Annotated in this window: 21 protein-coding genes; 11 read left to right on the forward strand and 10 right to left on the reverse strand. The window is 64.6% G+C overall.

Annotation, left to right across the window (positions count from 1 at the left end; genetic code table 11):
* Positions 1 to 40: 40 nt before the first annotated feature.
* From proV to PJW05_RS19885, 3 genes are all read right to left on the reverse strand, one after another.
* The gene (gene proV, locus PJW05_RS19875; protein WP_271408683.1) at positions 41 to 1,210 is read right to left on the reverse strand and encodes a glycine betaine/L-proline ABC transporter ATP-binding protein ProV; all 1,170 of its coding nucleotides are present in this window, start codon (positions 1,208 to 1,210) and stop codon (positions 41 to 43) included.
* Positions 1,211 to 1,458: 248 nt separating this feature from the next.
* A complete protein-coding gene (locus PJW05_RS19880; protein WP_271408684.1) occupies positions 1,459 to 2,388 on the reverse strand; it encodes a DMT family transporter in 930 nt (309 codons plus the stop codon).
* 91 nt (positions 2,389 to 2,479) lie between these two features.
* Complete coding sequence (locus PJW05_RS19885) at positions 2,480 to 3,691, reverse strand: aromatic ring-hydroxylating oxygenase subunit alpha (protein WP_271408685.1); 1,212 nt, start codon at positions 3,689 to 3,691, stop codon at positions 2,480 to 2,482.
* Positions 3,692 to 3,935: 244 nt separating this feature from the next.
* On the opposite strand from PJW05_RS19885, the gene PJW05_RS19890 reads away from it, so the two are divergent.
* The 9 genes from PJW05_RS19890 to PJW05_RS19930 all read left to right on the forward strand — a co-directional run bounded on the left by PJW05_RS19890 (position 3,936) and on the right by PJW05_RS19930 (position 13,283).
* Positions 3,936 to 4,886, forward strand: a complete 951-nt coding sequence (locus PJW05_RS19890) for a LysR substrate-binding domain-containing protein (RefSeq protein ID WP_271408686.1) — start codon at positions 3,936 to 3,938, stop codon at positions 4,884 to 4,886.
* A gap of 420 nt (positions 4,887 to 5,306) precedes the next feature.
* Positions 5,307 to 6,626 (forward strand): NAD(P)/FAD-dependent oxidoreductase, encoded by a 1,320-nt coding sequence (locus PJW05_RS19895; RefSeq protein ID WP_271408687.1) that lies wholly within the window; start codon positions 5,307 to 5,309, stop codon positions 6,624 to 6,626.
* Between the two features lie 170 nt (positions 6,627 to 6,796).
* Positions 6,797 to 8,125 carry an MFS transporter gene (locus PJW05_RS19900; RefSeq protein WP_271408688.1) on the forward strand — a complete coding sequence of 443 codons (1,329 nt, stop codon included), beginning with the start codon at positions 6,797 to 6,799 and terminating at the stop codon, positions 8,123 to 8,125.
* Between the two features lie 76 nt (positions 8,126 to 8,201).
* On the forward strand, positions 8,202 to 9,113 hold the full coding sequence (locus tag PJW05_RS19905) for a dihydrodipicolinate synthase family protein (protein ID WP_271408689.1): 912 nt from the start codon (positions 8,202 to 8,204) through the stop codon (positions 9,111 to 9,113).
* Positions 9,106 to 10,593: an aldehyde dehydrogenase gene (locus PJW05_RS19910; protein WP_271408690.1), complete on the forward strand. Its 1,488-nt coding sequence runs from the start codon at positions 9,106 to 9,108 to the stop codon at positions 10,591 to 10,593. The genes PJW05_RS19905 and PJW05_RS19910 overlap by 8 nt, the downstream gene beginning before the upstream one ends.
* 148 nt (positions 10,594 to 10,741) lie before the next feature.
* Positions 10,742 to 10,942 carry a hypothetical protein gene (locus PJW05_RS19915; protein ID WP_271408691.1) on the forward strand — a complete coding sequence of 67 codons (201 nt, stop codon included), beginning with the start codon at positions 10,742 to 10,744 and terminating at the stop codon, positions 10,940 to 10,942.
* 142 nt (positions 10,943 to 11,084) lie between these two features.
* Positions 11,085 to 11,699: an eCIS core domain-containing protein gene (locus tag PJW05_RS19920; RefSeq protein ID WP_271408692.1), complete on the forward strand. Its 615-nt coding sequence runs from the start codon at positions 11,085 to 11,087 to the stop codon at positions 11,697 to 11,699.
* A gap of 87 nt (positions 11,700 to 11,786) precedes the next feature.
* Positions 11,787 to 12,626: an AraC family transcriptional regulator gene (locus tag PJW05_RS19925; protein ID WP_271408693.1), complete on the forward strand. Its 840-nt coding sequence runs from the start codon at positions 11,787 to 11,789 to the stop codon at positions 12,624 to 12,626.
* Between the two features lie 48 nt (positions 12,627 to 12,674).
* Positions 12,675 to 13,283 (forward strand): LysE family translocator, encoded by a 609-nt coding sequence (locus PJW05_RS19930; protein WP_271408694.1) that lies wholly within the window; start codon positions 12,675 to 12,677, stop codon positions 13,281 to 13,283.
* A gap of 25 nt (positions 13,284 to 13,308) precedes the next feature.
* Here PJW05_RS19930 and PJW05_RS19935 read toward each other — a convergent pair whose 3' ends face one another.
* The 3 genes from PJW05_RS19935 to PJW05_RS19945 all read right to left on the reverse strand — a co-directional run bounded on the left by PJW05_RS19935 (position 13,309) and on the right by PJW05_RS19945 (position 15,754).
* Entirely contained in the window at positions 13,309 to 14,043 is a 735-nt protein-coding gene (locus PJW05_RS19935; RefSeq protein ID WP_271408695.1) for a substrate-binding periplasmic protein, read from the reverse strand.
* A 383-nt stretch (positions 14,044 to 14,426) separates the two neighbouring features.
* The gene (locus tag PJW05_RS19940; protein ID WP_271408696.1) at positions 14,427 to 15,626 is read right to left on the reverse strand and encodes a multidrug effflux MFS transporter; all 1,200 of its coding nucleotides are present in this window, start codon (positions 15,624 to 15,626) and stop codon (positions 14,427 to 14,429) included.
* The gene (locus PJW05_RS19945) at positions 15,623 to 15,754 is read right to left on the reverse strand and encodes a hypothetical protein (RefSeq protein ID WP_271408697.1); all 132 of its coding nucleotides are present in this window, start codon (positions 15,752 to 15,754) and stop codon (positions 15,623 to 15,625) included. Before PJW05_RS19945 ends, PJW05_RS19940 begins: the two co-directional genes overlap by 4 nt.
* 143 nt (positions 15,755 to 15,897) lie before the next feature.
* Between PJW05_RS19945 and PJW05_RS19950 the strand changes: the two genes are divergently transcribed.
* On the forward strand, positions 15,898 to 16,995 hold the full coding sequence (locus PJW05_RS19950) for an efflux RND transporter periplasmic adaptor subunit (RefSeq protein ID WP_271408698.1): 1,098 nt from the start codon (positions 15,898 to 15,900) through the stop codon (positions 16,993 to 16,995).
* A gap of 1 nt (position 16,996) precedes the next feature.
* A complete protein-coding gene (locus PJW05_RS19955; RefSeq protein WP_271408699.1) occupies positions 16,997 to 20,071 on the forward strand; it encodes an efflux RND transporter permease subunit in 3,075 nt (1,024 codons plus the stop codon).
* A 112-nt stretch (positions 20,072 to 20,183) separates the two neighbouring features.
* Here the strand turns inward: PJW05_RS19955 and PJW05_RS19960 are convergent, their stop codons facing one another.
* The 4 genes from PJW05_RS19960 to PJW05_RS19975 are packed head-to-tail and all read right to left on the reverse strand — an operon-like array spanning position 20,184 to position 23,819.
* Entirely contained in the window at positions 20,184 to 21,419 is a 1,236-nt protein-coding gene (locus tag PJW05_RS19960) for an EAL domain-containing response regulator (RefSeq protein WP_271408700.1), read from the reverse strand.
* A gap of 17 nt (positions 21,420 to 21,436) precedes the next feature.
* Positions 21,437 to 22,483 carry a protein-glutamate methylesterase/protein-glutamine glutaminase gene (locus PJW05_RS19965; protein ID WP_271412269.1) on the reverse strand — a complete coding sequence of 349 codons (1,047 nt, stop codon included), beginning with the start codon at positions 22,481 to 22,483 and terminating at the stop codon, positions 21,437 to 21,439.
* An 11-nt stretch (positions 22,484 to 22,494) separates the two neighbouring features.
* Positions 22,495 to 23,001, reverse strand: a complete 507-nt coding sequence (locus PJW05_RS19970; RefSeq protein WP_271408701.1) for a chemotaxis protein CheD — start codon at positions 22,999 to 23,001, stop codon at positions 22,495 to 22,497.
* Positions 22,998 to 23,819, reverse strand: coding sequence for a CheR family methyltransferase (locus tag PJW05_RS19975; protein WP_271408702.1), 822 nt, complete (start codon positions 23,817 to 23,819; stop codon positions 22,998 to 23,000). The genes PJW05_RS19970 and PJW05_RS19975 overlap by 4 nt, the downstream gene beginning before the upstream one ends.
* Between the last annotated feature and the right edge of the window lie 23 nt (positions 23,820 to 23,842).

Below are 23,842 nucleotides of genomic sequence, written 5' to 3' on the forward strand. Positions count from 1 at the left end.
TTCTCCGAAGTTGCGACTGCTGCGTGATCGAGGGATTCGCTCAATGGCGACTCAACGTGTGCAACAGCTGACTCTTGGAAATGGTGCCCTTCAGAGCACCGCTGCGATCCAGGACAGGCACCGGGTAAGGCAGCTCCGCCACGATGTTCAACACGTCGTGCAAGGGCGTATCGGTGTAAACCGGATTCTGCGTGTGCAGGTTGAATGCGTCCCCCGATTGCCCCATTACCGCGCCACTTTCATCGGCCCCGACCACGGCCAGCAGTTGGTCGCGCTCGTCGATCAGGTACCCGAAAGAAACACCTGAGCTGAACTGCGGAGCCTTGCCATTCACCCGACAGATCATCGCCGGGTCGAGCCGGGCAATGTCGCCAGCCTTGAGCACCCGGGAGCTGTCGAAACCCTTGAAGAAGGTCTCGACGTACTCATTGGCGGGCTGGTTCAGCAGCTCCTGCGGCGTACCGATCTGAACCACCCGGCCACCTTCCATGATCGCTATGCGATGGCCAATGCGAATGGCTTCTTCAATGTCGTGGGAGATGAAGATGATGGTGCGCTGCTGCTCCGCCTGGAGGCGCATGAGCTCGCCTTGCATTTCACTTCGGATCAGTGGGTCGAGGGCCGAGAAGGCTTCGTCCATGAGGAGAATCGTGGGGTCGTTGGCCAGCGCTCGCGCCAGGCCAACGCGTTGCTGCATGCCGCCTGACAGCTGGTGCGGATAGCTGTGCTCATGCCCGGCCAGCCCCACCTGGCGCAGGGCCTCGCTGGCTCGGGCATTACGCTCGCGCTCACTGACCCCGGATATCTCCAGGCCGAAGGCGGTGTTTTCCAGGACGCTCATGTGCGGCATCAGCGCGAAGGACTGGAAGACCATGCCCATGTCCTTGCGGCGGACATCGAGCAGTTCCTTGTCCGACAGCCCGGTGATCTCGCGCCCATTCAGGTGAATGCTGCCGGAGGTGGGTTCGATCAGGCGGTTGAAGAGCCGCACCATGGTGGACTTGCCCGAACCCGACAATCCCATGATCACGAAGATTTCGCCGCGCTTGACCGAGAAGCTCGCATCAAACACACCGACGACATGACCGGTCTTGTGGAAGATTTCGTTCTTGTCCGCGCCCTTGCGCAGCATCTCCATGGCAACTTCGGGGTGTGGCCCGAATACCTTGAAGATGTTCTTCACTGAAAGAATATCGTCGGCCTGATTCATGCAACCCTCTTTCTTATGCTTATCAACCAATCAGTCAACTTCGCGCCTTCCAGCCTCTCGGGGGGACTGAAACAAGCGTCCAGACAAACCGGAAATCCATTCGTCTCTGACGTGGGTAAACCGGCGCGCAGAAAATCCTGCTCCATAAAAACGACATCGAATTCAACGATCTCGTGTATGGCTCCAAGTTAGGATTTGCCCCTTGCAGCGTCCAACGACATTTGCTCAGCCTTAACCATAACTTCATGTTATTGATCGGACGTGGCGTCGCCCTGCAGCGGCGCGGCTTCCCGCTCCACGCCACCCTGGCGCGCTAGGAACACAGCCGCGAGAAGAACCATCAGCCCTCCACCGAGCATGGCACTGGTGATCTGCTCGCCCATGAGCAGCACGGCGATGGTCACGGCCACCACGGGCTCCAGCGTCGACAAGGTGGCAGCCGATGAGGAGCCTATGCGCGGCGCCCCCGCCAGGAATGCAATGACCGGCACCAGCGTGGCGAAGAGGGAAAGGCCGACAGTCGCCCCCCAGGCTGTTCCGGATGCCGGCAAGACCGCTCCGCGAGAGAGCGCCACGACCGCGAAGCTCAGGGCGCAGCCGAGCAGCAGCATCACGGCCGAGGCCAGTGGATTTTCGTGACTGATGCGATGAGTGCCGTAGATGATCGACGAGCCGTAACAGACCGCGGCGAACAACGCCCAGAACACCCCAAGGGATGATCCGGCCAGGTTCAGACCAGTGGCCAGGAGCACGCCTCCCAGCGCCAATACCAGGCTGGCCAGCTTGAGCAGGCTGGTGCGCTCCCTCAGGCAAGTGATGGAGACCGCCGTGACAAAGGCCGGAAAGGTGTACACCAGGATGATGGCGAGACTGACGGAGGTGGAACGACAGGCGCTGTAATACCCCATCGCCGCCAGCCCGTATCCCACGCCTAATATCAGGTTCTGCCGCGCCAGCCGACCCGAGGGAAGCGCTATTCCCCGCCAGCGCAGGAACAGCAGCAATGCACCGGCGGCGATCGAGAAGCGCGCGAGCAGTAGCCCCACCGGATCGGCCCCGCCGGCATAGGCGTACTGGGCGAACAGGGGCTGAAGGCCATAGCAGAAGGCCGCCAGCAGCACCAGGAAGAACCCCTTGGCGTGGCGACCGGAGTCGAAAGACGAGGGAGCGCGATGCATGACCCGATCCTTGGCCCCGAGGGCCTCCAGACAGAAAAAACCCCGTATCACCACGTGAGTGAAACGGGGCCGAGGCGAAGACGCACAGAGATCAGTCGGTGAGTTGGCGGAGCATGGTCGTGCAGTACCAATCCACGAACTGGCACACACCATTTTCCGCAATGGACGAGTAAGGGCCCGGCTCATAAGCGGGAGAGCTGAGGCCCGCCTGCGCCCCTTCGACAAGGCGACGGTCCTGGTCATTGGTGGCGATCCAGACTCGGGTTAACCGCTCCAGGTCATAGTCGATGCCTTCCTGCGCGTCCTTCGGCACCAGCCATTTTGTGGTCACCAGGGTCTCGTTGGGGCCCTGCGGCAGAACGCGGAAACTCAGAGCGTGGTCGCCAAGAAAATGGTTCCAGGTGGACGGGTAGTTGAAGTACAGCAGCGCGCCGATACTGTCCACGCCGCTGTGATCGAGGCGCCTGGCCACCGCGGCCTTGCCGTCCATGGTGTAGCTGACAGCGCCGTTGGCCAGCGGGATGCGCGTCATGCGGTATTGCCCCGCCTCGTCCATCACCAGACGGCTGGGCAGCCCCGCCGCCTCGCAACGGTTCCAGTGCGCCGCCAGCTCGGGGTCATCCTCCCCTCCCACGCCCGCCACCGAGAGGTTTTCGACGAAGGAGTTGAGCAGCTCCGGATGGGTACCGTCGCAGTGATAGCACTCGCGGTTATTCTCGAAGACCAGCTTCCAGTTGCCCCGCTCCACCAGGTTGGATTCGAAGGCCACCTTGCAGTCTTCGAGATTGTGCGGCGCGATGAAGGGAGAAACCGCACCACGGAAGTCTTCGAAGTCCGGCGCCTGCTCGGCTACACACACATAGATGTAGGTGTTGACCACCTCGCAGTGCGCTGGCTTGAGACCATACTCGGTCGGATTGAATTCGGGCCCCATGTTGCCGGCGAAGAGCAGCTTGCCGTCGAGATCGAACACCCACTTGTGGTACGGGCAAACCAGCTTGGCCACCTTACCGCTGCTTTCCGTGCAGACCTTGGAGCCCCGGTGCCGGCAGGCGTTGTGGAAGGCTCGTACCTGACCGTCGCCACCGCGCACCACGGCAACGGGATAGTCACCAATCTGCAGGGTGAAGTACTGACCGGGCTTTTCCAATTCGAAAGTATGCCCGGCGAAGATCCACGTCTTGTGCCAGATCTGTTCCAGATCCTGGCGGTATACCTCGGCGTCGGAGTAGGCCGCGCGAGGAAGGGCATGACGTTCTTTGCGTTGGCGAATCAGGTTCAGTACAGCGGTTTTGTTATCCATTGTTATGTGCACTCCGAAACAGGCGCGGGAAATGGCGGCGCTTGCTCGAATCGGCTATGACGGGAGTGGGTCAACTCGCCGACTCGCGCTTCCAGGACCAGGGCTTTCTGTACGAGAACCCTATCGGTTAACCTCGACCCAGCAGCGAAGCCGCCCCGCTGCGATAGCAGCTTGGCCCAGTCTAGGGTTATGCCCGCGCCCGGCAGAACCGACTTTTTATTCAGGAATTTGATTACTTGTCGTTATGGTTAAACACACCGAACCCGATCAGACCCTGATCAAGATGCCTTCGCTACGCGCTGTGAAATCCTTCGTCGCGGCGGCCAAGTACCAGAACTTCACGCGGGCGGCCGAAGCGCTCTGCGTGACTCAGGCCGCCATCAGCCGGCAGATTCGCGAGCTGGAAATCTACCTGGGCGCCGACCTGTTCAAGCGGGAAGGACGCGCGGTGGAGCTCACGGCCGCCGGCTCGATCTTCTTCGATGCGGTGCAGCTCTCCTTCGTCAACATTTCCCAGGCCGCCGAGCGCATCCGCAACAAGAGCACCACCAAGCGCGTCATCACCCTCTGCTGCTCCCCGGCCTTCTCTGCGCACTGGCTCGGCCCGCGTCTGCCGAGCTTCTTCAGCGCGAACCCGGATGTCGATCTCAACCTCATCACCACACAGAACTTCCTGTCCATGGAGCCGGGGGTGCGGCCGGACATCTTCATCACCAAGATTGCCAAGATCCGTGAGGGTTACCGCAGCTATCCGCTGATGCACGATGTGATCTACCCGGTGTGCACACCCAGGTATCTGGAGGAGCACCCGGAGATCCGTTCCCTTGAAGGCCTGCGCGACACCGTGCTGCTGAACCTGAGCCCCTACGGCCGCTCCCAGGTCGCCGAGCATGTGGACTGGAACGTCTGGCTCGCCTTCCACGAAATCGATCTGGAGGCACGCGCCGCCAATGCCCCGCACTTCTTCAATGCCAACGACTACATCCTGTTGATCCAGATGGTCCTCAATCACCAGGGCGTGGCCCTGGGCTGGAATCATCTGGTAAGCCGCCTCGTGGAGCAGGGACTGCTGATCAGGCCGGTCGAACAGGAGCTGGTGCTCAAGGACAGCCTGCACTACCTGACATTCAACGAAGACAAGGAAGATGACGACGCCTGCCGACGCCTGCGCGACTGGCTACTGGAGCAGATCTGATAACCTGGCGTTATTATCAGCCTGCACTTTTTGTTGCTTGGTACAGCCTGCCATCGGCATTAAAGTAAAAAATTGAATCTTCCAAAATAGAACCTGCCCGGTGCAGGTTTTTTATTTCCCGCACCACTCTTCCATAACCTCTGATCATCGATTGCCAACCCTAAATGTTGCTTGTTGGCGTCGCAGCCCTGTCATTAACCTTCATGTCGTCCGCCTCATGCAATGAGGCCCTAAGTCGACCCTGATGGTCGCGATCAGAAAATCTTCTTTTTGCATATCGATGTACACCGTATCGATGTCGCCACTGGGTAGTGTTCAAGAGCAGGGCGGTTATCCGAGCAACAGTTGATTTGCGGGACCGCGAATTATCAATCGCAGCGGATGCCTATCAAGCAGAAATAAGAAAGTCAGGTCTCTGAAATGACGAAAATCACCTCTTTACCTGCCGACGATAAGAGCTGTGGCTGGTATCACCTCAGCAACCCCCGGCAGCCAAGACCTGGTCACTGCGGCAAAAGCTCCGCACGCTGGGTGGTAGTAGGCGCCGGCTTCACCGGACTTGCTGCGGCCCGGCAATTGGCACTCAACTTCCCCGATGAAGAAATCATTCTTGTAGAAGCCCAGGAAGTTGGTTTTGGTACTTCCGGCCGCAATGCGGGCTTCGCCATCGACCTACCCCACGATATCGGCGCCGAAGACTACATTGGCGATATCGCCACGGCGCGGACCAGCCTGAAGCTGAATCTCACCGGCCAGTCCCTGCTCAAGGAGCTCGTGGAGCAACACGGCATTGACTGCCAGATGAAGGCCTGCGGCAAATACCAGGCTGCCGTCGAGGATCGTGGAATCGCCGTGCTGGAAGCCTACCGGCGAGGTCTGGACAAGCTCGGCCAGGCCTACGAAATGATCGAAGCCGATGAACTCCCGGGGCACATCGGCACGCACTTCTACCGAAAGGCCCTGTTCACGCCGGGTACGGTACTCATCCAGCCGTCCGCCCTGGTCAAAGGCCTGGCCGACAGCCTCCCCGGCAATGTCAGCCTCTACGAGAACACCCCCATCACCGAAGTGGACTACGGTGAAAAGGTCGTCCTCACCCATGCCCTCGGCAGCATTACCACCGACAAGCTCGTGCTGACCAACAACGCCTTCGGCATGAGCTTCGGCTTTCTAAAGGGCAGGATGCTGCCGATCTTCACCTACGCCAGCATCACCCGTCCGCTCGATGCACAAGAGCAGGCACGGCTTGGCGGAAAGCCCTTCTGGGGCGTCATCCCGGCCGATCCCTTCGGCACGACTGTACGTCGCACGCCGGACAATCGCCTGCTGATCCGCAACAGTTTCAGCTTCAACCCGGACGGGCGCAGCAGGGACAAGTTCATCGAGCGTTTCGTCAATCGTCACCGGGCCTCTTTCGCGAGACGCTTTCCGATGTTGCCCAATGTCGAGTTCAAGTACACCTGGGGCGGCGCATTGGCCCTGTCGAGAAATCACATGGGGTATTTCGGCCAGTTGGCTCCCAATGTCTACGGCGCGCTTTGCTGCAATGGACTGGGCGTTACCCGAGGAACCGTGACCGGCAAGTTGTTGGCCGACTGGCTGAGCGGCCGGAAAGATGAACTGATCGATTTCCTGCTCAGGTCGCCGGGCCCCAACTCCAACCCTCCCGAACCCTTGCTCTCGGTAGGCGTGAACCTCAACTTGAAATGGGGACAGTACCGGGCCGGAAGAGAGAGCTAGCCCACCATTTTTTTGTCCGGGAGCGTCTGGCCAACCCTTGGCCAAGTCTCGACTTCCACGGCACACCGATCTCGATTCGGGCGATTCAAAAAACCAGACATGAGGCAACTCATCTGAAAGTTTCACTATCGCCCGAACACCCTCAAGAACAATTAAGCCCAGAGATAACAATGACAACTTCCAGCACCTCTATCGAAGACATCCCCATCAACAGCTTTCACAAACTATTGACTATTCGATCGGGTGGCGGGTCATTTGTTGACGGCTATGTATTGAGCATTATTGGCGTTGTCATGGTGCAAGTAACAACGGCTTTGAACCTCAGCAGCTTCTGGCAAGGCCTGATCGCCGCCTCAGCACTGGTTGGCATCTTCTTCGGCGGTTTTCTTGGCGGCTGGCTGAGCGAGCGCTTTGGGCGCAAGAGAATCTTCTTCGTCGGTCCGGTCCTGTTCATGCTCGCGTCCCTGGCCCAGTACTGGCTCGACTCCTGCCAGGAACTGTTCATTCTGCGTTTCATCATCGGCGTGGCCGTGGGCATCGAGTATCCGGTGGCCACTGCGCTATTGGTCGAGTTCCTGCCAAAACGCTGCCGCGGGCCGCGGCTGGCCACCCTGACCATTCTTTGGTTCGCCGGCGCCGCTGCCGCCTACGTGGTTGGCGAAGTCATCTTGCGCCTGGGCGGCGAAGAGGCCTGGCGCCTGGTCCTGGCCAGCGCGGTGGTGATAGGCGTCCTGCTCTTCCTCCTGCGCCTGGGTACTCCCGAGTCGCCCCGTTGGCTGTTGAGCAAGGGCCGCGCCGCCGAGGCCGAGCGTGTGATCAAGTCGGTTTACGGACCTGACTTTTCCCTCGGCAACCTGCCCGAGCAGCAGGAACGGAAGCCGCTCTCCTTCTGGCACCTGCTCCACTCCGGCTACGGCAAGCGCATGCTGTTCGTCACGGCCTTCTGGACCTGCTCGGTGATCCCGGTCTTCGCGGTCTACGCCTTCGCGACCACTGTCCTGCACGCACTGAATCTGAAGGGCGACTGGGCGTCATTCGGCTCGGTGGGCATCACGCTGTTGTTCGTCCTCGGCTGTGTCCTGGCGACACGCATGATCAACACCATCGGCCGTCGCAGCATGCTGATCTACAGCTTCCTCTGGTCCGGCCTCGCCCTGCTCGGCCTGGGTGCCTGCCACGCCAGCTCGCCGCTGCTGATCCTCTTCCTGTTCGGCACCTACGCCCTGTTCATCGGCGGTGCGCAGGTACTCACCCTGGTCTACCCGAACGAACTCTTTCCCACCGAGATCCGCACTTTCGCAGTCGGCATCGGCACCTCGCTGTCACGCATTGGCGCGGCGGTCGGGACCTACCTCGTGCCGGTTTCCCTGCAGACCTTCGGCATCGCCACAACCATGTACGCCGCCGCGGTCGTGACCTTGGTGGGCCTGCTGTTCGCCATGGTCCTGGCCCCGGAAACCCGATCGCTCAACCTGCAGCAAGCGGCCTCTCTGACCTGAAGCCCACTCGCCGTGTCGCCGGGTCGAATCTGCGACGCGCCCCCCACCCAACCGTCACCCCACTGGAGAATGCATCGTGAACTTTGATGGCATCTTTACCCCGGCAATCACTCCCCTGACCGCAGAGGGAGCCATCGATAAATCCGCCTTTGCCAACGTGCTCGAGTACCTGATCGAGTCGAAGGTCCACGGCATCGTCATTGGTGGCTCCACGGGCGAGTATTACGCCCATACCACCGAGGAACGCTTCGCGCTCGCCGCACAGGCCAAGGACGTCATCAATGGCCGCCTACCCCTGGTGGTGGGTACCGGCGCCATCCGCACCGAGGAGTCAGTCGCTTACGCCGAACACGCCAGGACCATCAAGGCCGACGCCATCCTCGTCGGCTCGCCGCCCTACGCGCTGCCCACCCAGAAGGAAATCGCCACCCACGTCCTCGCCGTCGATCGTGCCGCCGGCCTGCCAATCATGCTGTACAACTACCCCGCCCGCATGGGTGTCGGCATGGGCGACGAGTTCTTCGCCGAAGTGGCCGGCTGCAAAAACATCGTTGCCATCAAGGAAAGCTCGGGCGACACCGCCCGCCTGCATCGCCTGGCGGTACAACACCCGGAAATCGCCCTGTCCTGCGGCTGGGACGACCTGGCCCTGGAGTTCTTCGCCTGGGGCGCCCGCAGCTGGGTCTGCGCTGGCTCCAACTTCATCCCCCGCGAGCATGTCGCCCTGTACGAGGCCTGCGTGCTGGAGAAGGACTTCGATAAGGGACGCCGCATCATGGCGGAGATGATGCCGCTGATGGACTTCCTCGAAAGCGGCAAGTTCGTCCAGTCCATCAAGCAGGGTTGCGAGCTGAGTGGCCTGCGCGCCGGCGGCGTGCGCGCACCGATGCAACCGCTGGAGGGCGAGGAGAAGGAGGCGCTGCAGAGCGTCCTCACCACCCTGAAGCACAACATCGCGAAAATCACCGAGGGTTCCAACCATGGCTGAATTGCTGAGCAAACAGGACTACGTGGCCATTGCCGCGAAGATGAACTTCCCTACCCAGGCGTTCATTGACGGAGGTTTCCGCGATTCGCAGTCGGGCAAGACCTTCACCTCCACCAACCCGGCAACCGGGGAAGTGCTGGCTGAGATCGCCGCCTGCGATGCCACCGACGTGGATATCGCCGTGGCCAATGCGCGCCAGGCGTTCGACGATGGTCGCTGGCACAAGCGCTCCCCTGCAGAGCGCAAATCGGTGCTGCTGCGCTTCGCCCAACTCCTCGAAGACAATGCCCATGAACTGGCGGTAATGGAGAGCCTGGACAGCGGCAAACCAGTCCGCGAATGCCAGACCATCGACGTTCCCGAGACCATCCACACCCTGCGCTGGCACGCCGAACTGATCGACAAAATCTACGACAGCACGGCTCCCGTCGGCGGCGCCGTGACCCTGGTGGTCCGCGAGGCAATCGGCGTAGTAGGCCTGGTGCTGCCGTGGAACTTCCCGCTGCTGATGCTGGCCTGGAAGATCGGTCCTTCGCTGGCTGCGGGCTGCTCCATCGTGGTCAAGCCGGCCAAGGAGACTACCCTCACCGCCCTGCGCGTTGCCGAACTCGCCCATGAGGCCGGTGTACCGGCCGGCGTGTTCAATGTGGTACCGGGCGGCGGCAAGGACGCAGGCGAACCCATCGGTCGCCATCCTGACGTGGCCATGGTGAGCTTCACCGGCTCCACCGACACCGGCCGCCTGTTCCTCAAGTACGCCGCGGAGTCCAACCTCAAGCGCGTGGTCCTGGAGTGCGGCGGCAAGAACCCGGCCGTGGTGATGAACGACGTGGAAGACATTGATCAGGTCGCCCAGCATGTGGTCAACGGAGCCTTCTGGAACATGGGCGAGAACTGCTCCGCTTCGTCGCGCCTGATCGTCCATGCCGACATCAAGGATGCTCTGCTGGAGCGCATCGGCGTACATATGCGCAATTGGAAAATGGGGGATCCGCTGGACCCGGCGAATCGCCTGGGCTCGATGGTCAGCAAGGCTCACTTCGACAAAGTGAACGGGTACATCGAACAGGCCCGGGACGACAAACTCACCTTCATTTTCGGCGGCACCACCGAAGACGGCATCTTTGTCGAACCAAGCGTGGTGGACAACGTACCGCCCGAAAGTCGCCTGTTCCGCGAAGAAGTCTTCGGTCCCGTTCTCGCGGTCACAAGCTTCACCAGCATCGATCAGGCCATCCTGCTCGCCAACGACACGGTCTATGGACTAGCGGCCTCGGTGTACACCGGCAACCTACGCCACGCACTGCGGCTGTCCCGGGAGATTCGTGCCGGCATCGTCACGGTCAACTGCTTTGGCGAAGGTGACGCCTCGACACCATTCGGCGGCTACAAAGAGTCCGGCTTCGGCGGCCGCGACAAGTCGATCTGGGCCCATGACCAGTACACCGAACTCAAGACCATCTGGATCGATGCGTCATGACGCCTTGGTGACGTCGCCCTTCGGGGAGGTGTGAGCGCCCCCACTGCCGCGTCGCTAACGGCGTGACTGGCCCCGATATGACAAGACGCCGTCCCGTCAGGGTTCGGCGTCTTGTCTCACATTCGGCTCACCCCGGCTCAGGCTCCAGTTGCGTACCCTGCTGCCGGACGACCAGCCCTGGTTCGCCGTGAGCGACCTGGGCCGGTTGATGCAGCACCCGCGCCTGGCCGAGGGCGTGGTGTGCAACCTGGCGAAGACCAGTGGCAACGCGCCTGGTTGCACTGGCAGGGCCAGGCCTGGCTGCCACTGGGCGATTGTCCGCAACTCGTGCCACGGCCCTTGCCGGTGATCGGCTAGCGGGCGCCGCGGGTGCAAGTCCCGGCAGGACTTCCACCCCGTACAGGCCGACAGCCGGGGCGGCGGCCGCGCAACCAATCATCGCGGCCGCTGTCCATAATCGCGCGCTTCGTCAGTGCCTCCGGGAGGCCCACGTGTTCGCTGTAACCCTTCGCTCGTTGCTTCGTCAGACCACCCTCGCGCTGTCCTTCCTCTCCACCGCCGCCCTCGCCTGCCCCGCCGGGCAATCGGAAGTGTGCGTGGTGACCTGCTTCTGCGCGCCGGGCGCCCAGGGCGACATGGCGCCGCTGCTGGAGAACGTGAACCGCATGGCCGCCACCAGCCTGCAGCAGTGGATCGTGCAATCGCGCAACAACCTGGCCGCCAGCCAGTTGCAGCCCATCCCGCTGCACATCCGCGCACAGTTGGAGCCCTGGTACGACCTGCGGGTGCTGGACAGCGCACGCTACAAGGTGGGCGTCGACGGCGAAGCCAACGCCGCCAACACCCTGATGCAGAACCCCGACGTGGAAGCCGTGACCCTGGTAGACGTGATCGTCTTCCGCAACGAGGATGACGCGCAGAACGACGTCGCCCTCTGGGCCCATGAGCTGTTCCATGTGCAGCAGTACCTGGACTGGGGCGTGACGGGATTCGCCCAGCGCTACACCCGCGACTACAACGCCGTGGAAGCGCCGGCCTACAAGATCCAGGCTGAAGTGGCCCGGGCCATCAAGCCGACGGTGGCGAGCAACGGGCAGACGCCCTGACTGCACAAATCTTCCAGACGCGCCGGACGCGGGGGCTAAGATGGAGCGTCGTCACTCGCCGAACCCGTGCCTTCCCACCGAGCCGTCATGGATAGCCACAGCTGGATCGACCTGAAGCAGGACCCCGAAAGCGGCATCGAGACCATCCGTGCCCACTTCGAGGGGCACGCCTACGATCCCCACTGGCATGACAGCTACCTGATCGGCTTCACCGAGCAGGGTGTGCAGCAGTTCAATTGCCGCCGGTTGCTGCACAGCAGCACGCCCGGCCAGGCGTTCCTGCTGGAGCCGGGTGAAATCCACGACGGCCAGGCACCGACGCCGGGCGGCTTCACCTATTCGACGCTGTACCTGGAACCGCGGTGGGTCGAGCAGGCCCTGCTCGGGCTGTTCGAGCACGCACCGGAGAACTGCCAGCCGAGCGTGGACCACACCCTCCCCGACGCCCCCGATCTGGTCCCCTGCATCGCCCGCGCCTTCCTCGCCCTGCAGACGCCCGAGTCGCGCATGGTCCGCCAGGCTGCGCTGGACGAACTGCTGGAACGCCTGTCGCGACAATTGCGCTGGCGCATGCGCGATGTGGCGGACCCTCGCCTGCCCTCGGTGGCCCTGCGTGCCCGCGATTACCTGCACGGCCATTTCCAGCAGGACATCAACCTCGACGATCTGGCCCGCGCCTGCGGGGTGGACCGCTTCCGCCTCACCCGCGCCTTCAAGGCGGCGTTCGGCCTGGCGCCCCACGCCTACCTGGTGCAACTGCGCCTGGCCCGCGCGCGGCGCCTGCTCGCCAGCGGCTGGTCCCCGGCGCAGGTGGCAGCGGACCTGGGGTTTGCCGACCAGAGCCACCTCGGGCGTTGGTTCCGCCGGGCCTACGGCTTTACCCCGGCGAGCTATCGCAGGTCCTGCACAAAGCTTCCAGATTGCTGAGGACGGGGGGCGGACAATCGGTCGGAGCCCATCACTGGAGTCCCGCCGATGACCACCCTGCCCCTCGGCCAGTTGCTGCCATTCATCCTTTTCGCCTTCGTCGCCTCCATCACGCCGGGGCCGACCAACCTGCTGGTCCTCGGCAATGCCATGCGCCATGGCCTGGCCGCCTCGCTGGCCATCGCGGTGGGCGCTGCCAGCGGTGTCGCGGGCATGCTGCTGGTGGTGGGGCTCGGACTGGGGGAAGTGCTCCTGCGTCATCCGCCGCTGCAGGCGGCGCTGGCCTGCGTGGGGATGGCGTGGATGGGCTGGTTGGCCTGGCAGCTCTGGCGCAGCCCGGCGGTGGGCGTGCAAGGCGAGGCCGGCGAGCGACGCCCCGGCGCGCTGACCGGCGCCGGTCTGCAACTGGTGAACCCCAAGGCCTGGATGATGGCACTCTCGGCCACCAGCCTGTTCGCCGGCACCGACGCCGACGGCGCCCGCTACGGCCTTTACGCCCTGGTGTTCCTGCTGGTGGCGTTGCCCTGCCTGACGGCCTGGGCGCTGCTGGGGCGCGGGGCCGCGCGACTGCTCCCCTCACCACAGGCCGTGCAGCGCTTCAACCAGGGCATGGCGCTGTTGCTGGTGACATCGGCCGGCATGGCGTTGCTGGGCTGATGCGCCCGGCATGAAGCGGATTTCATCAGCGCAATTCCCGGTCCACCTTCCAGCGCGCCCTCAATTGCTGCAGGCGGCCATCCTCGCGCATGGCCTCCAGCGCCGCCTGCCAATGCTCGATCACCCGCGGGTCGGTCCGCAGGGAGAAGGCGATGTAGCTGCCCTGGGTCGACAACGGCAACTGGTAGCGCAGCATCGCGGGCGCCAGCCCCACCTCGGCGGCGAGGGTCGCGGCGGTGAGGGTGTCGGTGGCGATCAGGTCGGTGCGCCCCAGGCCGAGCAACCGCATCATCTGTTCCGGGGTGTCCACGCCGTAGAGGTTGGTGAAACCCTGCTCCTGCAACTGGCTGTAGGCCAGCCACTTGCGCGGCGCGACGATGCGCCCCACGGCACGGGCTTCGTCCAGGGTATGGACCTGGACGGAGGAATCGCTGCGACCGTAGAGGGCCGTTTCCAGCTCCATCAGCGGTCCTACCCAGAGGTAGCGCGACTCGCGCTCGGGCGTGCGCAGGACGGTGAACAGCCCGGTATCGGCCGCCGCACTGACGGCGGCCAGGGCACGCAGCAGGGGCTCCTGTTGGATAACGACCCGGTCGCCGTCCTGCTCCGCGAGGCTGCGCACCACGTCGACGGCAAAGCCGCAGAACTCGCCATTGCGCTCGAAATGCAGTGGCGGGTGGTTGTCGGTAAGCAGGTGCAACTCCGCCGCCCCGGCGGTGCAGGAAAGGAATAACAGCAGAGAACCGACGATACGCCTCATGAACCACACTCGATCGGACAACAGACGCAGCCTACTGCCCGCGCATGACAACTGTCGTGGCGGGCCTGCGATCAAGCGGAGAACCGATTGCGCCGCAGCGGCCAGTCAAGCGCCCGTGCCGAAAGATCATCGAGGCATGACGAAAAATGAAAGGCGACCAGGCTGTTCAGGGGAGGCAAGGGATGGACCGTCATGGTTCAGGCCAACGGCGACGGGGCTTCTCATCGATGGCGCGATCTTAGGGTGCCGCTATCCCGCCCGTCGCCGGGGCGGGCCAGGTGCTTGCAGGCCCAGGTCGAGGCCATTCGGCGTGGCCTGGGCATGCAGCGTGCAAATCACCGCACGGCCTCCGGTCATGCAGTCGTGCCCGGCCAGGGCGCCGCTCAGCCGGGCGTCGAGACCGCCGCGGCGCGCGGCTTGCGCGTCATCAGCATGAAGCCGCTGAAAGCCGTCACGGCGAACACGGCCTGCACGCCGATCATCGGCGTAGCGCTGCCGTCCTGCAGGGCGCCGAGGATCAGCCCGCTCAGGGTGGCGCCGAGCATCTGGGCGAAGCCCATCAGCCCGGCGGCGAGCCCCGCGCGGTGGGCATTGGGCATCACCACGCCGGCCACCGAGGCCGGAATCAGCATGCCGCCGCCCAGGGTCACCAGCACCTGCGGCAGCGACAGGCCGACTACCGACAGGCCGAGGGTGGCGTACACCACCAGGGTGGCCAGGGCGCCGGTGATCACCAGGCTGACGCCGATTCCGACGATGCGCTGCGGCCCCAGCTGCATGATCTTGCGCTGGGTGAACAAGGCGCCAGCGATCAGCCCGGAGATGGTGGCGCCGAAGGCCAGGCCGTACTCCGCCGCGCTCAGTCCCAGCAGGCCGATGTAGACGGACGAAGAACCGGCCACCACCGCGAACATCGCCCCATAGGTGCCCGCCAGGGTGAAGGCCAGGGCGCGGCTGGATTTCTGCCTGAGCAGGTCAAAGTAGTCCCGCGCCAGGGTCGCCGGGTGGCCGGCCTGGGGGTCCAGGCTGGGGTTGGACTCGCGATAGAAGGCCAGCACCGCCAGCAGCGCCAGGCTGCCGATACTCAGCGAGGCGACGATGGGAGCGTGCCAGCCGCCCCACTGGGTCAGCAGGCCGCCCGCCATGGGCGCCAGGGCGATGGCGCTGAGCATGCCGATCACCGTCATGGCCAGGGCCGGCGCCGCCTGGGCCTTCCACACGTCACGCACGATGGCGCGCGCCAGCACCAGCGCGGCGCAGGCGCCGAGGCCCTGGACCACGCGACCGAGGATGAAGCCGGTCATGCTGTCGGCCAGCAGCATCCAGGCGGTGGCGGCGAGGTAGAGGCTGAGGCCGCCGATCAGCACCGGCCGGCGGCCGACCCGGTCCGACAGCGGCCCCAGCAGCAACTGGCCGATGCCGAAGGCGGCGACGAAGCCCGACAGCGCGGCGAGGCTGGCGCCATGTCCGGCGCCCAGCCCCTGCTCGATGCCGCCGAGGGCGGGGATGATCAGTTGGGTGGAGATTTCCCCCAGGGCGGTCAGCACCATGAGGATGGCCAGCAGCAGGCGGGACGGATTCATTGCTCGGCTCCTGCTTCGTCGGCATCCAGCGCCAATGCCATCAATTGCCACTCCATGGCCTGCCAGTCGTCGGCGCTGACACCAGAAGGTGCGCCGCAGTTTTCTACCGTCTCGTGCTCGTGGTTCATCGCTCTACCTCCGTTGGTCGCTTTGCCCTGGGGCTGCCGATTCAGATGACGAGTGACATATATACATGAAATTAAATTATGCCTATCATATTTTCGACCTGCGGTAGCCCCGCCCCGCCGTCGCCGAACCCGAGGATCGCTCCATGAATCGTCCGCACCTTGCCCTACTTGCCCTGATTCCCGCCGCCCTGCTGACGTTGAACGGCTGCAACAGCCAGGCCGACAGCACCATCAGCGCCCCGCTGCCGCGCGCGGTGCTGGCGACGGACGTGCAGGCCGCCAGCCAGCAGGACGCGCTCTATACCGGCGTGGTGGCGGCCCGCACCGCCAGCGACCTGGGCTTTCGCGTCGGCGGCAAGGTGATCGCCCGCAAGGTCGACCCCGGTACCCGCGTGAAGCGCGGCGACACCCTGCTGGTGCTGGACAACACCGATTTCGAACTGGCCCTGCGTGCCGCGCGCAACCGTGTTACCGCCGCCGAGGCCGAGCTGCGCCAGGCCCGTGACGACGAAGCCCGCTACCGCCGCCTGGCCGGCACCGGCGCGGTATCCCGCCAGGTGTTCGACCAGGCCGCCACCCGTCTGCGCGTCGCCCAGGCCGAGCAGGCCGCCGCTACCTCGGAAGCGGCCCAAGTGGAGAACCGGCGCGCCTACTCCACCCTCAAGGCCGACGCCGACGGCGTGATCACCGACGTGCGGGTGGACCGTGGCCAGGTGGTCGCCGAAGGGCAGATAGTCGCCAGCCTGGCTCATGACGGCGCCCGCGAGGCGGTGATCGACATCCCGGAAACCCAGCGCGGCCTGGCCAACCATACGGCCCGCGCCTACCCCTACGGCGCCTCGGGCGAAGCGGTTCCGGCCAGCCTGCGCGAACTGTCCGCCGCGGCGGATGCCATCACCCGTACCTTCCGCGCCCGCTACACCCTGGGCGGCGAGTCCAGCGCCCTGGCCATCGGCTCCACCGTCACCCTGCGCCTGGACGGCGGCGCCCGCCAGCAACAGGTGCGCGTGCCCCTGGGCGCCCTGCACGACAAGGGCCAGGGCCCCGGCGTCTGGATCATCGGCGCGGACGGCAAGGTGCAGCTGCGTCCCGTGACCCTGGTGCGCCTGGAGCAAGAGGAGGCGGTGCTCGACGGTGGTGTGCAGCCGGGCGAGCGCATCGTCGCCCTCGGTGCCCAGCTGCTGAACGCCGGTGACAGCGTGCGTGAACTGCCGGCGCCGTCGCTGGCCCTGGAGCAGTGAGATGAGCCGCTTCAACCTCTCCGCCTTCGCGGTGCGCAACCCGGCGGTCACCCTGTTCCTGATCCTCGCCGTCCTGGCGGCCGGCGCCATCGCCTTCACCAAGCTGGGCCGCGCCGAGGACCCGTCCTTCACGGTCAAGACCATGACCATCACCGCCGCCTGGCCCGGCGCCACGGCGCGGGAAATGCAGGAACAGGTGGCCGACCGCCTGGAGAAGCGCCTGCAGGAACTGGACTTCTACGACCGGGTGGAAACCATCGCCCAGCCCGGCTTCGTCTCCATGAAGCTGCAATACCTGGACTCCACCCGCCCGAAGGATATCCAGGCGCTCTTCTACCAGACCCGCAAGAAGCTCTCCGACGAAGCCAAGCGCCTGCCCCAGGGCGTGATCGGGCCCTTCTTCAACGATGAATATTCCGACGTCTATTTCGCCCTCTATGCCCTGGAGGCCGAGCAACTGCCCCACCGCCAGCTGGTGCAGATGGCCGAGGACCTGCGCCAGGGGCTGTTGAACCTGCCCGGCGTGAAGAAAGTGAACATCCTCGGCGAACAGGCCCAGCGCATCTTCGTCGAGTTCTCCTACGAACGCCTGGCCACCCTCGGCCTCAAGCCCGAGCAGATCTTCGAGGCCCTGGCCAAGCAGAACGGCGTGGCCCCGGCCGGCTTCGTCGAAACCGCCGGCCCGCGCGCCTACATCCGCCTGGACGGCGCCTTCGACAGCCTGAAACTGATCGAGAACGTGCCGATCAACGCCAACGGCAAGCTGCTGCGCATCGCCGACGTCGCCACGGTGAAACGCGGCTACGAGGACCCGCCCACCTACCGCATCCGCCACCAGGGCGAACCGGCGCTGATGCTCGGCGTGATCATGGACACGCATTTCAACGGCCTGGAACTGGACAAGTCCCTGCAGGCCGAGGAAGACCGCATCCATGCCGAACTGCCCCTGGGCGTGACCTTCGACAAGGTCTCCGACCAGGCGGAGAAAATCCGCATCGCGGTGAACGAGTTCATGGTCAAGTTCTTCGTCGCCCTCGGCGTGGTCATGCTCATCAGCCTGCTGGCGCTGGGCTTCCGCGTCGGCCTGGTGGTGGCCGCCGCCGTGCCGCTGACCCTGTCCATCGTCTTCGTGGTGATGCTGATGACCGGCCGCGAGTTCGACCGCATCACCCTCGGCGCACTGATCCTGTCCCTGGGCCTGCTGGTGGACGACGCCATCATCGCCATCGAGATGATGGTGGTGAAGCTGGAAGAAGGTCTCGACCGCCTGCAGGCCGCCACTTTCGCCTGGACCTCCACCGCCGCGCCCATGCTCACCGGCACTCTGGTGACGGTGATCGGCTTCCTGCCGGTGGGCTTCGCCAAGTCCGGCGCCGGGGAGTACGCCGGCAACATTTTCTGGATCGTCGGCTTCGCCCTGCTCGCGTCCTGGGTGGTGGCGGTGTTCTTCACGCCCTACCTGGGGGTCAAGCTGCTGCCCCGGATCAAACCGGTGCAGGGCGGCCACGACGCGCTCTACGCCACCCGCCTCTACCAGCGCCTGCGCGCGCTGGTGACCTGGTGCGTGAACCACCGCAAGTCGGTCACCGCGCTGGTGGTGCTGGCCTTCGTGCTGGCCGGCCTTGGCATGGGCGTGGTGAAAAAGCAGTTCTTCCCCAATTCCGACCGCTCCGAGCTGCTGGTGGAGGTCTACCTGCCGCCGGGCAGCGCCTTCAAGGCCACCGAAGCGGTGGTCGCCCAGGTCGAGAAGGCCCTGCTGGAAGAACCCCAGACCAGGCTGGTGGACGCCTATGTGGGGGGCGGCGCGCCGCGCTTCTTCCTCTCCCTGAACCCGGAACTGCCGGACCCGGCCTTCGCCAAGATCATCGTGCAGACCGCCGATTCCACGGCCCGCGACGCCCTGCGCGAGCGCATGCAGGCACGCATCGCCGCCGGTGAGTTTCCCTCGGCGCGGGTGCGCGTGACCCAACTGGTGTTCGGCCCGCCGGTGCCTTTCCCGGTGGTGTTCCGCGTCTCCGGCCCGCACCTCGATCAACTGCGGCACATCACGGAAGAGGTGCGCCAAGTGGTGGCGGCCAACCCGATGACCCGCGACACCTTCGTCGACTGGGGCGAACGCGCCAGCGCCTATCGCCTGGTGCTGGACCAGGACCGCCTGCGCCTGCTCGGCTTCACCCCGAACGAGGTGAAGAGCCAGCTCAACGCCCTGCTCACCGGCAACCCGGTGACCGAAGTGCGCGAAGGCACTCGCACGGTGGCGGTAACGGTGCGCGCGCAAAACGCCCAGCGGGAGAACCTCGGCGGCATCGAGGGCCTGACCATCACCAACGCCGCCGGCGTCTCGGTGCCCCTGGAACAGGTAGGCCGCTTCCAGCCGGTGATGGAGGAGCCCATCCTCAAGCGCCGCGACCGCGAGCTGACCTTCGAAGTGCGCGCCGACATCATCAAGGGCACCCAGCCGCCGGATGTGGAAAAGGCGGTGTACGCCGAGCTGCAGCCGCTGATCGCCAAGCTGCCGGCCGGCTACAAGGTGACCATCGGCGGCCCGGTGGAAGAAAGCGCCAAGGCCAACAAGGCCCTGGCCGTGCTGTTCCCGGTGATGATCCTGCTGACCCTGGTGGTGATCATGTTCCAGGTGCGCTCATTCGGCGTCATGTTCATGGTCTTCGCCACCGCGCCCCTGGGCCTGATCGGCGCCATCCCGGCCCTGCTGCTGTTCAACCAGCCGTTCGGCTTCAACGCCATCCTGGCGCTGATCGGCATCGGCGGCATCCTGATGCGTAACACGCTGATCTTCACCGACCAGATCGAACAGGAGCAGGCCCATGGCCGCGCCCTGCGCGAGGCCATCATCGAAGCCACGGTGCGCCGCGCCCGGCCAGTGCTACTCACCGCCCTGGCCGCCGCTTTGGCCTTCATCCCGCTGACCTTCTCGGTGTTCTGGTCATCGCTGGCCTACGTGCTGATCGGCGGTGTCCTGGTGGGCACGGCGCTGACCCTGCTGTTCCTGCCGGCGCTCTGCGCGCTGGTGTTGCGGGAGAAGAAGCCCGTGGCGGCCGTCGTGGCGATGGCCTGAGGCAGCCCCCGTGCGAATTCATTCGCGATTGTGGAGCGCAGGATCGCCTGGCGTCGTGCGCGGCGGCAGCCCACAACGGAGCGGGGCCGGTAGAACGTTCAACCGGCCCCGTTCAACGGGCTCCGCCCCGGCTTCCCAGGGCGCGGATACGTGCCTCGTTGGCCTGCCACCAGCCCAGCAGCTCGCCACCCGCCATAGGCCTGGCAACGAAGTAGCCTTGGGCCTCGCCACACCCCAGGCTGTGCAGCAACGACCAGTCCTCCTGGGTTTCCACCCCCTCGGCGACCACCCGCAGGTCGAGCTTGCGGGCGATGTCCAGGGCACTCTCCAACAGCACGCGCAGGTGCAGGCTGCCACTGGCGCCGTGGACGAAAGCACGGTCCACCTTCAGTTCGGTGCAGGGCACACGGGAGAGCTGGAGCATGCAGGAGAAACCGGTACCGTAGTCATCCACCGACAGGCCGAAGCCTCGCAGGCGCAAGCGGGCCAGGGTCCCCAGCGTGGTGCTGAGATCCGTCATGATGGCGCTCTCGGTAATCTCCAGGATCACGTAGCCAGGGTCGATGCCGCTGGCCGTCACCCGGTCGATGATGGCATCGGCCAGCAGCGAGTCCGCCAGGGAGCGAGCGGACACATTGATGGAAAAACTCAGCCGCATGCCTGCGGCATGCCAGGCACGGCAATGCCGCAGTGCGATGTCGAGCATCTGCAGGGTCATATCGGAGATGAACTGGCTGCGCTCGATCAGTTCCATGAAGCAATTGGGGGTCAGCAGGCCGTGCTCGGGATGTTGCCAGCGGGCCAGCGCCTCGACACCGTGCAGTGTGCCATCGCGCAGGCTGACCTTCGGCTGGAAGTAGGCGACGAACTCCCGGTCGCGCAACGCGCGCTGCACGTCCCGCACGCTCAGGTCGGGCCCGGCGGCGCAGCCCTCATGGCTTTCGGAGCGCAATTGGACCACCGAAAATCGGCTCAGGCTGGAGGTCAGCTGCTCCATCAGCACCGGCTTCTGAAGCACCCCCAGGAGGCGTAACCCCAGGCTCTTGCCGAGATTCTCGACCACATTGAGCAGGGTACTCTCACGGGCGCTGGCAACGATCACCGCAAGGTCCAGGCCGAGGTTGACCAGTTCGTGGAGCACCTGCACACCATCCATGCCAGGCATTTCCAGGTCGAGGATGATCGCCTCGATCTGTGGATTGGCTTTCAGCTTGGCAATGGCCTCAAGACCGTCGCTGGCCTGCTGGACGTTCTCGATTCCCATGTCGCGACACAGCTGCACCATGAAATGCCGCTGCAAGTCGCTGTCGTCGATGACCAGCAAGTGTTCGGGAAGTCTGTCCGGCATCTTCATGTTCGCCTCGCTCAACGCCAGTCCATGAGAACCTTGGGAATCTCGTCCAGGGCAATCACCTGATCGACTCCCCCCATCCTGATCGCTTCCTTCGGCATGCCGAAGACCACGCAGCTCTCTTCATCCTGGGCGCAGGTCCGCCCCCCCGCCTCCCGAAGCTCCTTGAGCCCGCGCGCGCCGTCGTCGCCCATGCCGGTCATGATCACCGCCAGCGCATTGCGCCCGGCCTGCACGGCGGCGGAACGGAACAGGACGTCCACCGACGGCCGATGCCGGCTGACCAGCGGCCCGTCCTTCACCTCCACCAGGTATTGCGCGCCGCTGCGCCTGACCAGCATGTGCTTGCCGCCCGGAGCGATCAGCGCCAGCCCCGGCAACAGGCGGTCGCCGTCGCGCGCCTCGCGTACGCCGATGGCACAGATCGAATCCAGGCGCTGGGCAAAGCTGCGGGTAAAGTGCTCGGGCATGTGCTGGACGATGGCGATGGCCGGTGCGTTCGTCGGCAACTGGCGAAGCACCTGCTCCAGCGCCTGGGTACCGCCGGTGGAGGTGCCCAGCAGGACGATGCGTTCGGTGGTGCGCAGATTCCGCAGGCCCGGTGCCGGCAGGTCGACCAGCGCGTCAGCGCCCAAGCGTGCCTGCCGCTCCATCGGCGCAGCGGCCATGGGCCGTACCCTGGCCCTGGCGGCGGTGCGAATCGCGGTGACCAGTTCCTGGGCGCTGTCCTGGAGAAAATCGCGCAAGCCGGCGGTCGGCTTGCAGATGACTTCCACCGCTCCGGCGGCCAGGGCCTGCAGGGTGACGTCGGCCCCCCTTTCGGTCAGGGTAGAACAGATCACCACCGGTGTCGGCCGGGTCGACATGATCTGGCGCAGGAAGGTGATACCGTCCATGCGCGGCATTTCCACATCGAGCAGAATCAGATCGGGCCAGTTTCGCGCCATCTTCTGCTGGGCGAGCAGAGGGTCCATGGCGGTACCTATCACGTCGATATCGCGATGGGCGGCCAGCATTTGCTGCATCACCTCGCGCATCACCGCGGAATCGTCAATGATCATGACCTTGATGCTCACGGCAACGCCTCCTTGCCCGGCTGGACCATCAACGCGGCGCCACGGCGCACCCAGACCTCGCCACTGGCAAGGTCGAAACGGATGTACCGGCATCCCTCACCGCCCAGGTCACGCCCGACGACGCGAACACCCGCGTCCTTCATCAGGCGCTCGACGAACTGGATGTTCTGCCGGCCGATGTCGCTGCACGGTTTTGCGGCCGAGCCGGCCAGGCTGCGCGCCCCACCGAAGAGCTTGACCTCGGCCTCGGACAGCTTCAACGCATGCACCCGCGCCTGTTGCTTGAGCCAGATCCAGGCATCGCTGCCGTAACGGCCGTCGAGATCGCGGGAATGCTCGAACACCCGTCGCGTACCGGGCAGCTGGAAATGGCACATGCCGCCCAGCCGCGCGCCGGGATACCAGAGCACGATGGCAATGCAAGGGCCTAGCAGGGTCTCCACCGCCACCTCTCCCTTGCCGAAATGCAGCTCGCCCGGGTTCAGGAAACGCCTCGAAATCATCGATCCACCTTGCGGTAGATGGACGATGTCACCAATTCCAGCGGCAGCGCGGTGTCGTGCAGTGCCTCCGAATGGCCAACCATCAGCCAGCCACCGGACTTCAGCCGGTCAACCACGTTGCGCAAGACCTGCAGCTTGGTCGGAACGTCGAAATAGATGAGCACGTTGCGCAGCAGGATCAGGTCGAACAAGCCCAGCTCCGGCGCGGACTTGATCAGGTTGCCCTGGCGAAACTCGACCCGCTCGCGCAGGTCGCGCTCCACCAGGAAATGCCCCTCGTAACGGTCCTTGCCCTTGAGGCAATAGCGCTTGAGCAGATGCATGGGAATCCGCTCGCCCCGCGCCATCACATAGAGCCCGCGACGCGCGCTGCGCAGCACCTGCTGACTGATGTCGGTGGCGACCACGCTCCAGGAGCTGTGGGGCCGACCACTGTCCAGCAGCATGGCCAGGGTGTAGGCCTCCTCCCCGGTTGAGCTGGCGGCGCTCCAGACACGAAAGTCCTCCCGGTCGACCACTTCGGGAAGGATCTTCTGCTGCAGGAATTCGAAGTGCTTGGGTTCACGGAAGAAATAGGTTTCGTGGGTGGTGATCAGGTCGATCGCCACCTCCAGCTCGTCTTCGCCCGACGGCGAGATCAGGTGCTGGTAGTAGGCCTGGTAGCTGTCCAGACCGAGGGCCGAAAGCCGCTTGGCCAGGCGCCCGCAGATCAAGGGCTTCTTCACCGGCTGGAGCTGCAGGCCGACCCGTTCGTGGAACAGGCGCTGCATTTGCCGGAACTCCTGCTCGCTGAGCGCGATATCCAGTCCGCCACTCATTGTCACGCAGCCATCCGCCATGG

Source organism: Pseudomonas sp. Q1-7 (genome assembly GCF_028010285.1).
Taxonomy (GTDB): Bacteria; Pseudomonadota; Gammaproteobacteria; order Pseudomonadales; family Pseudomonadaceae; genus Metapseudomonas.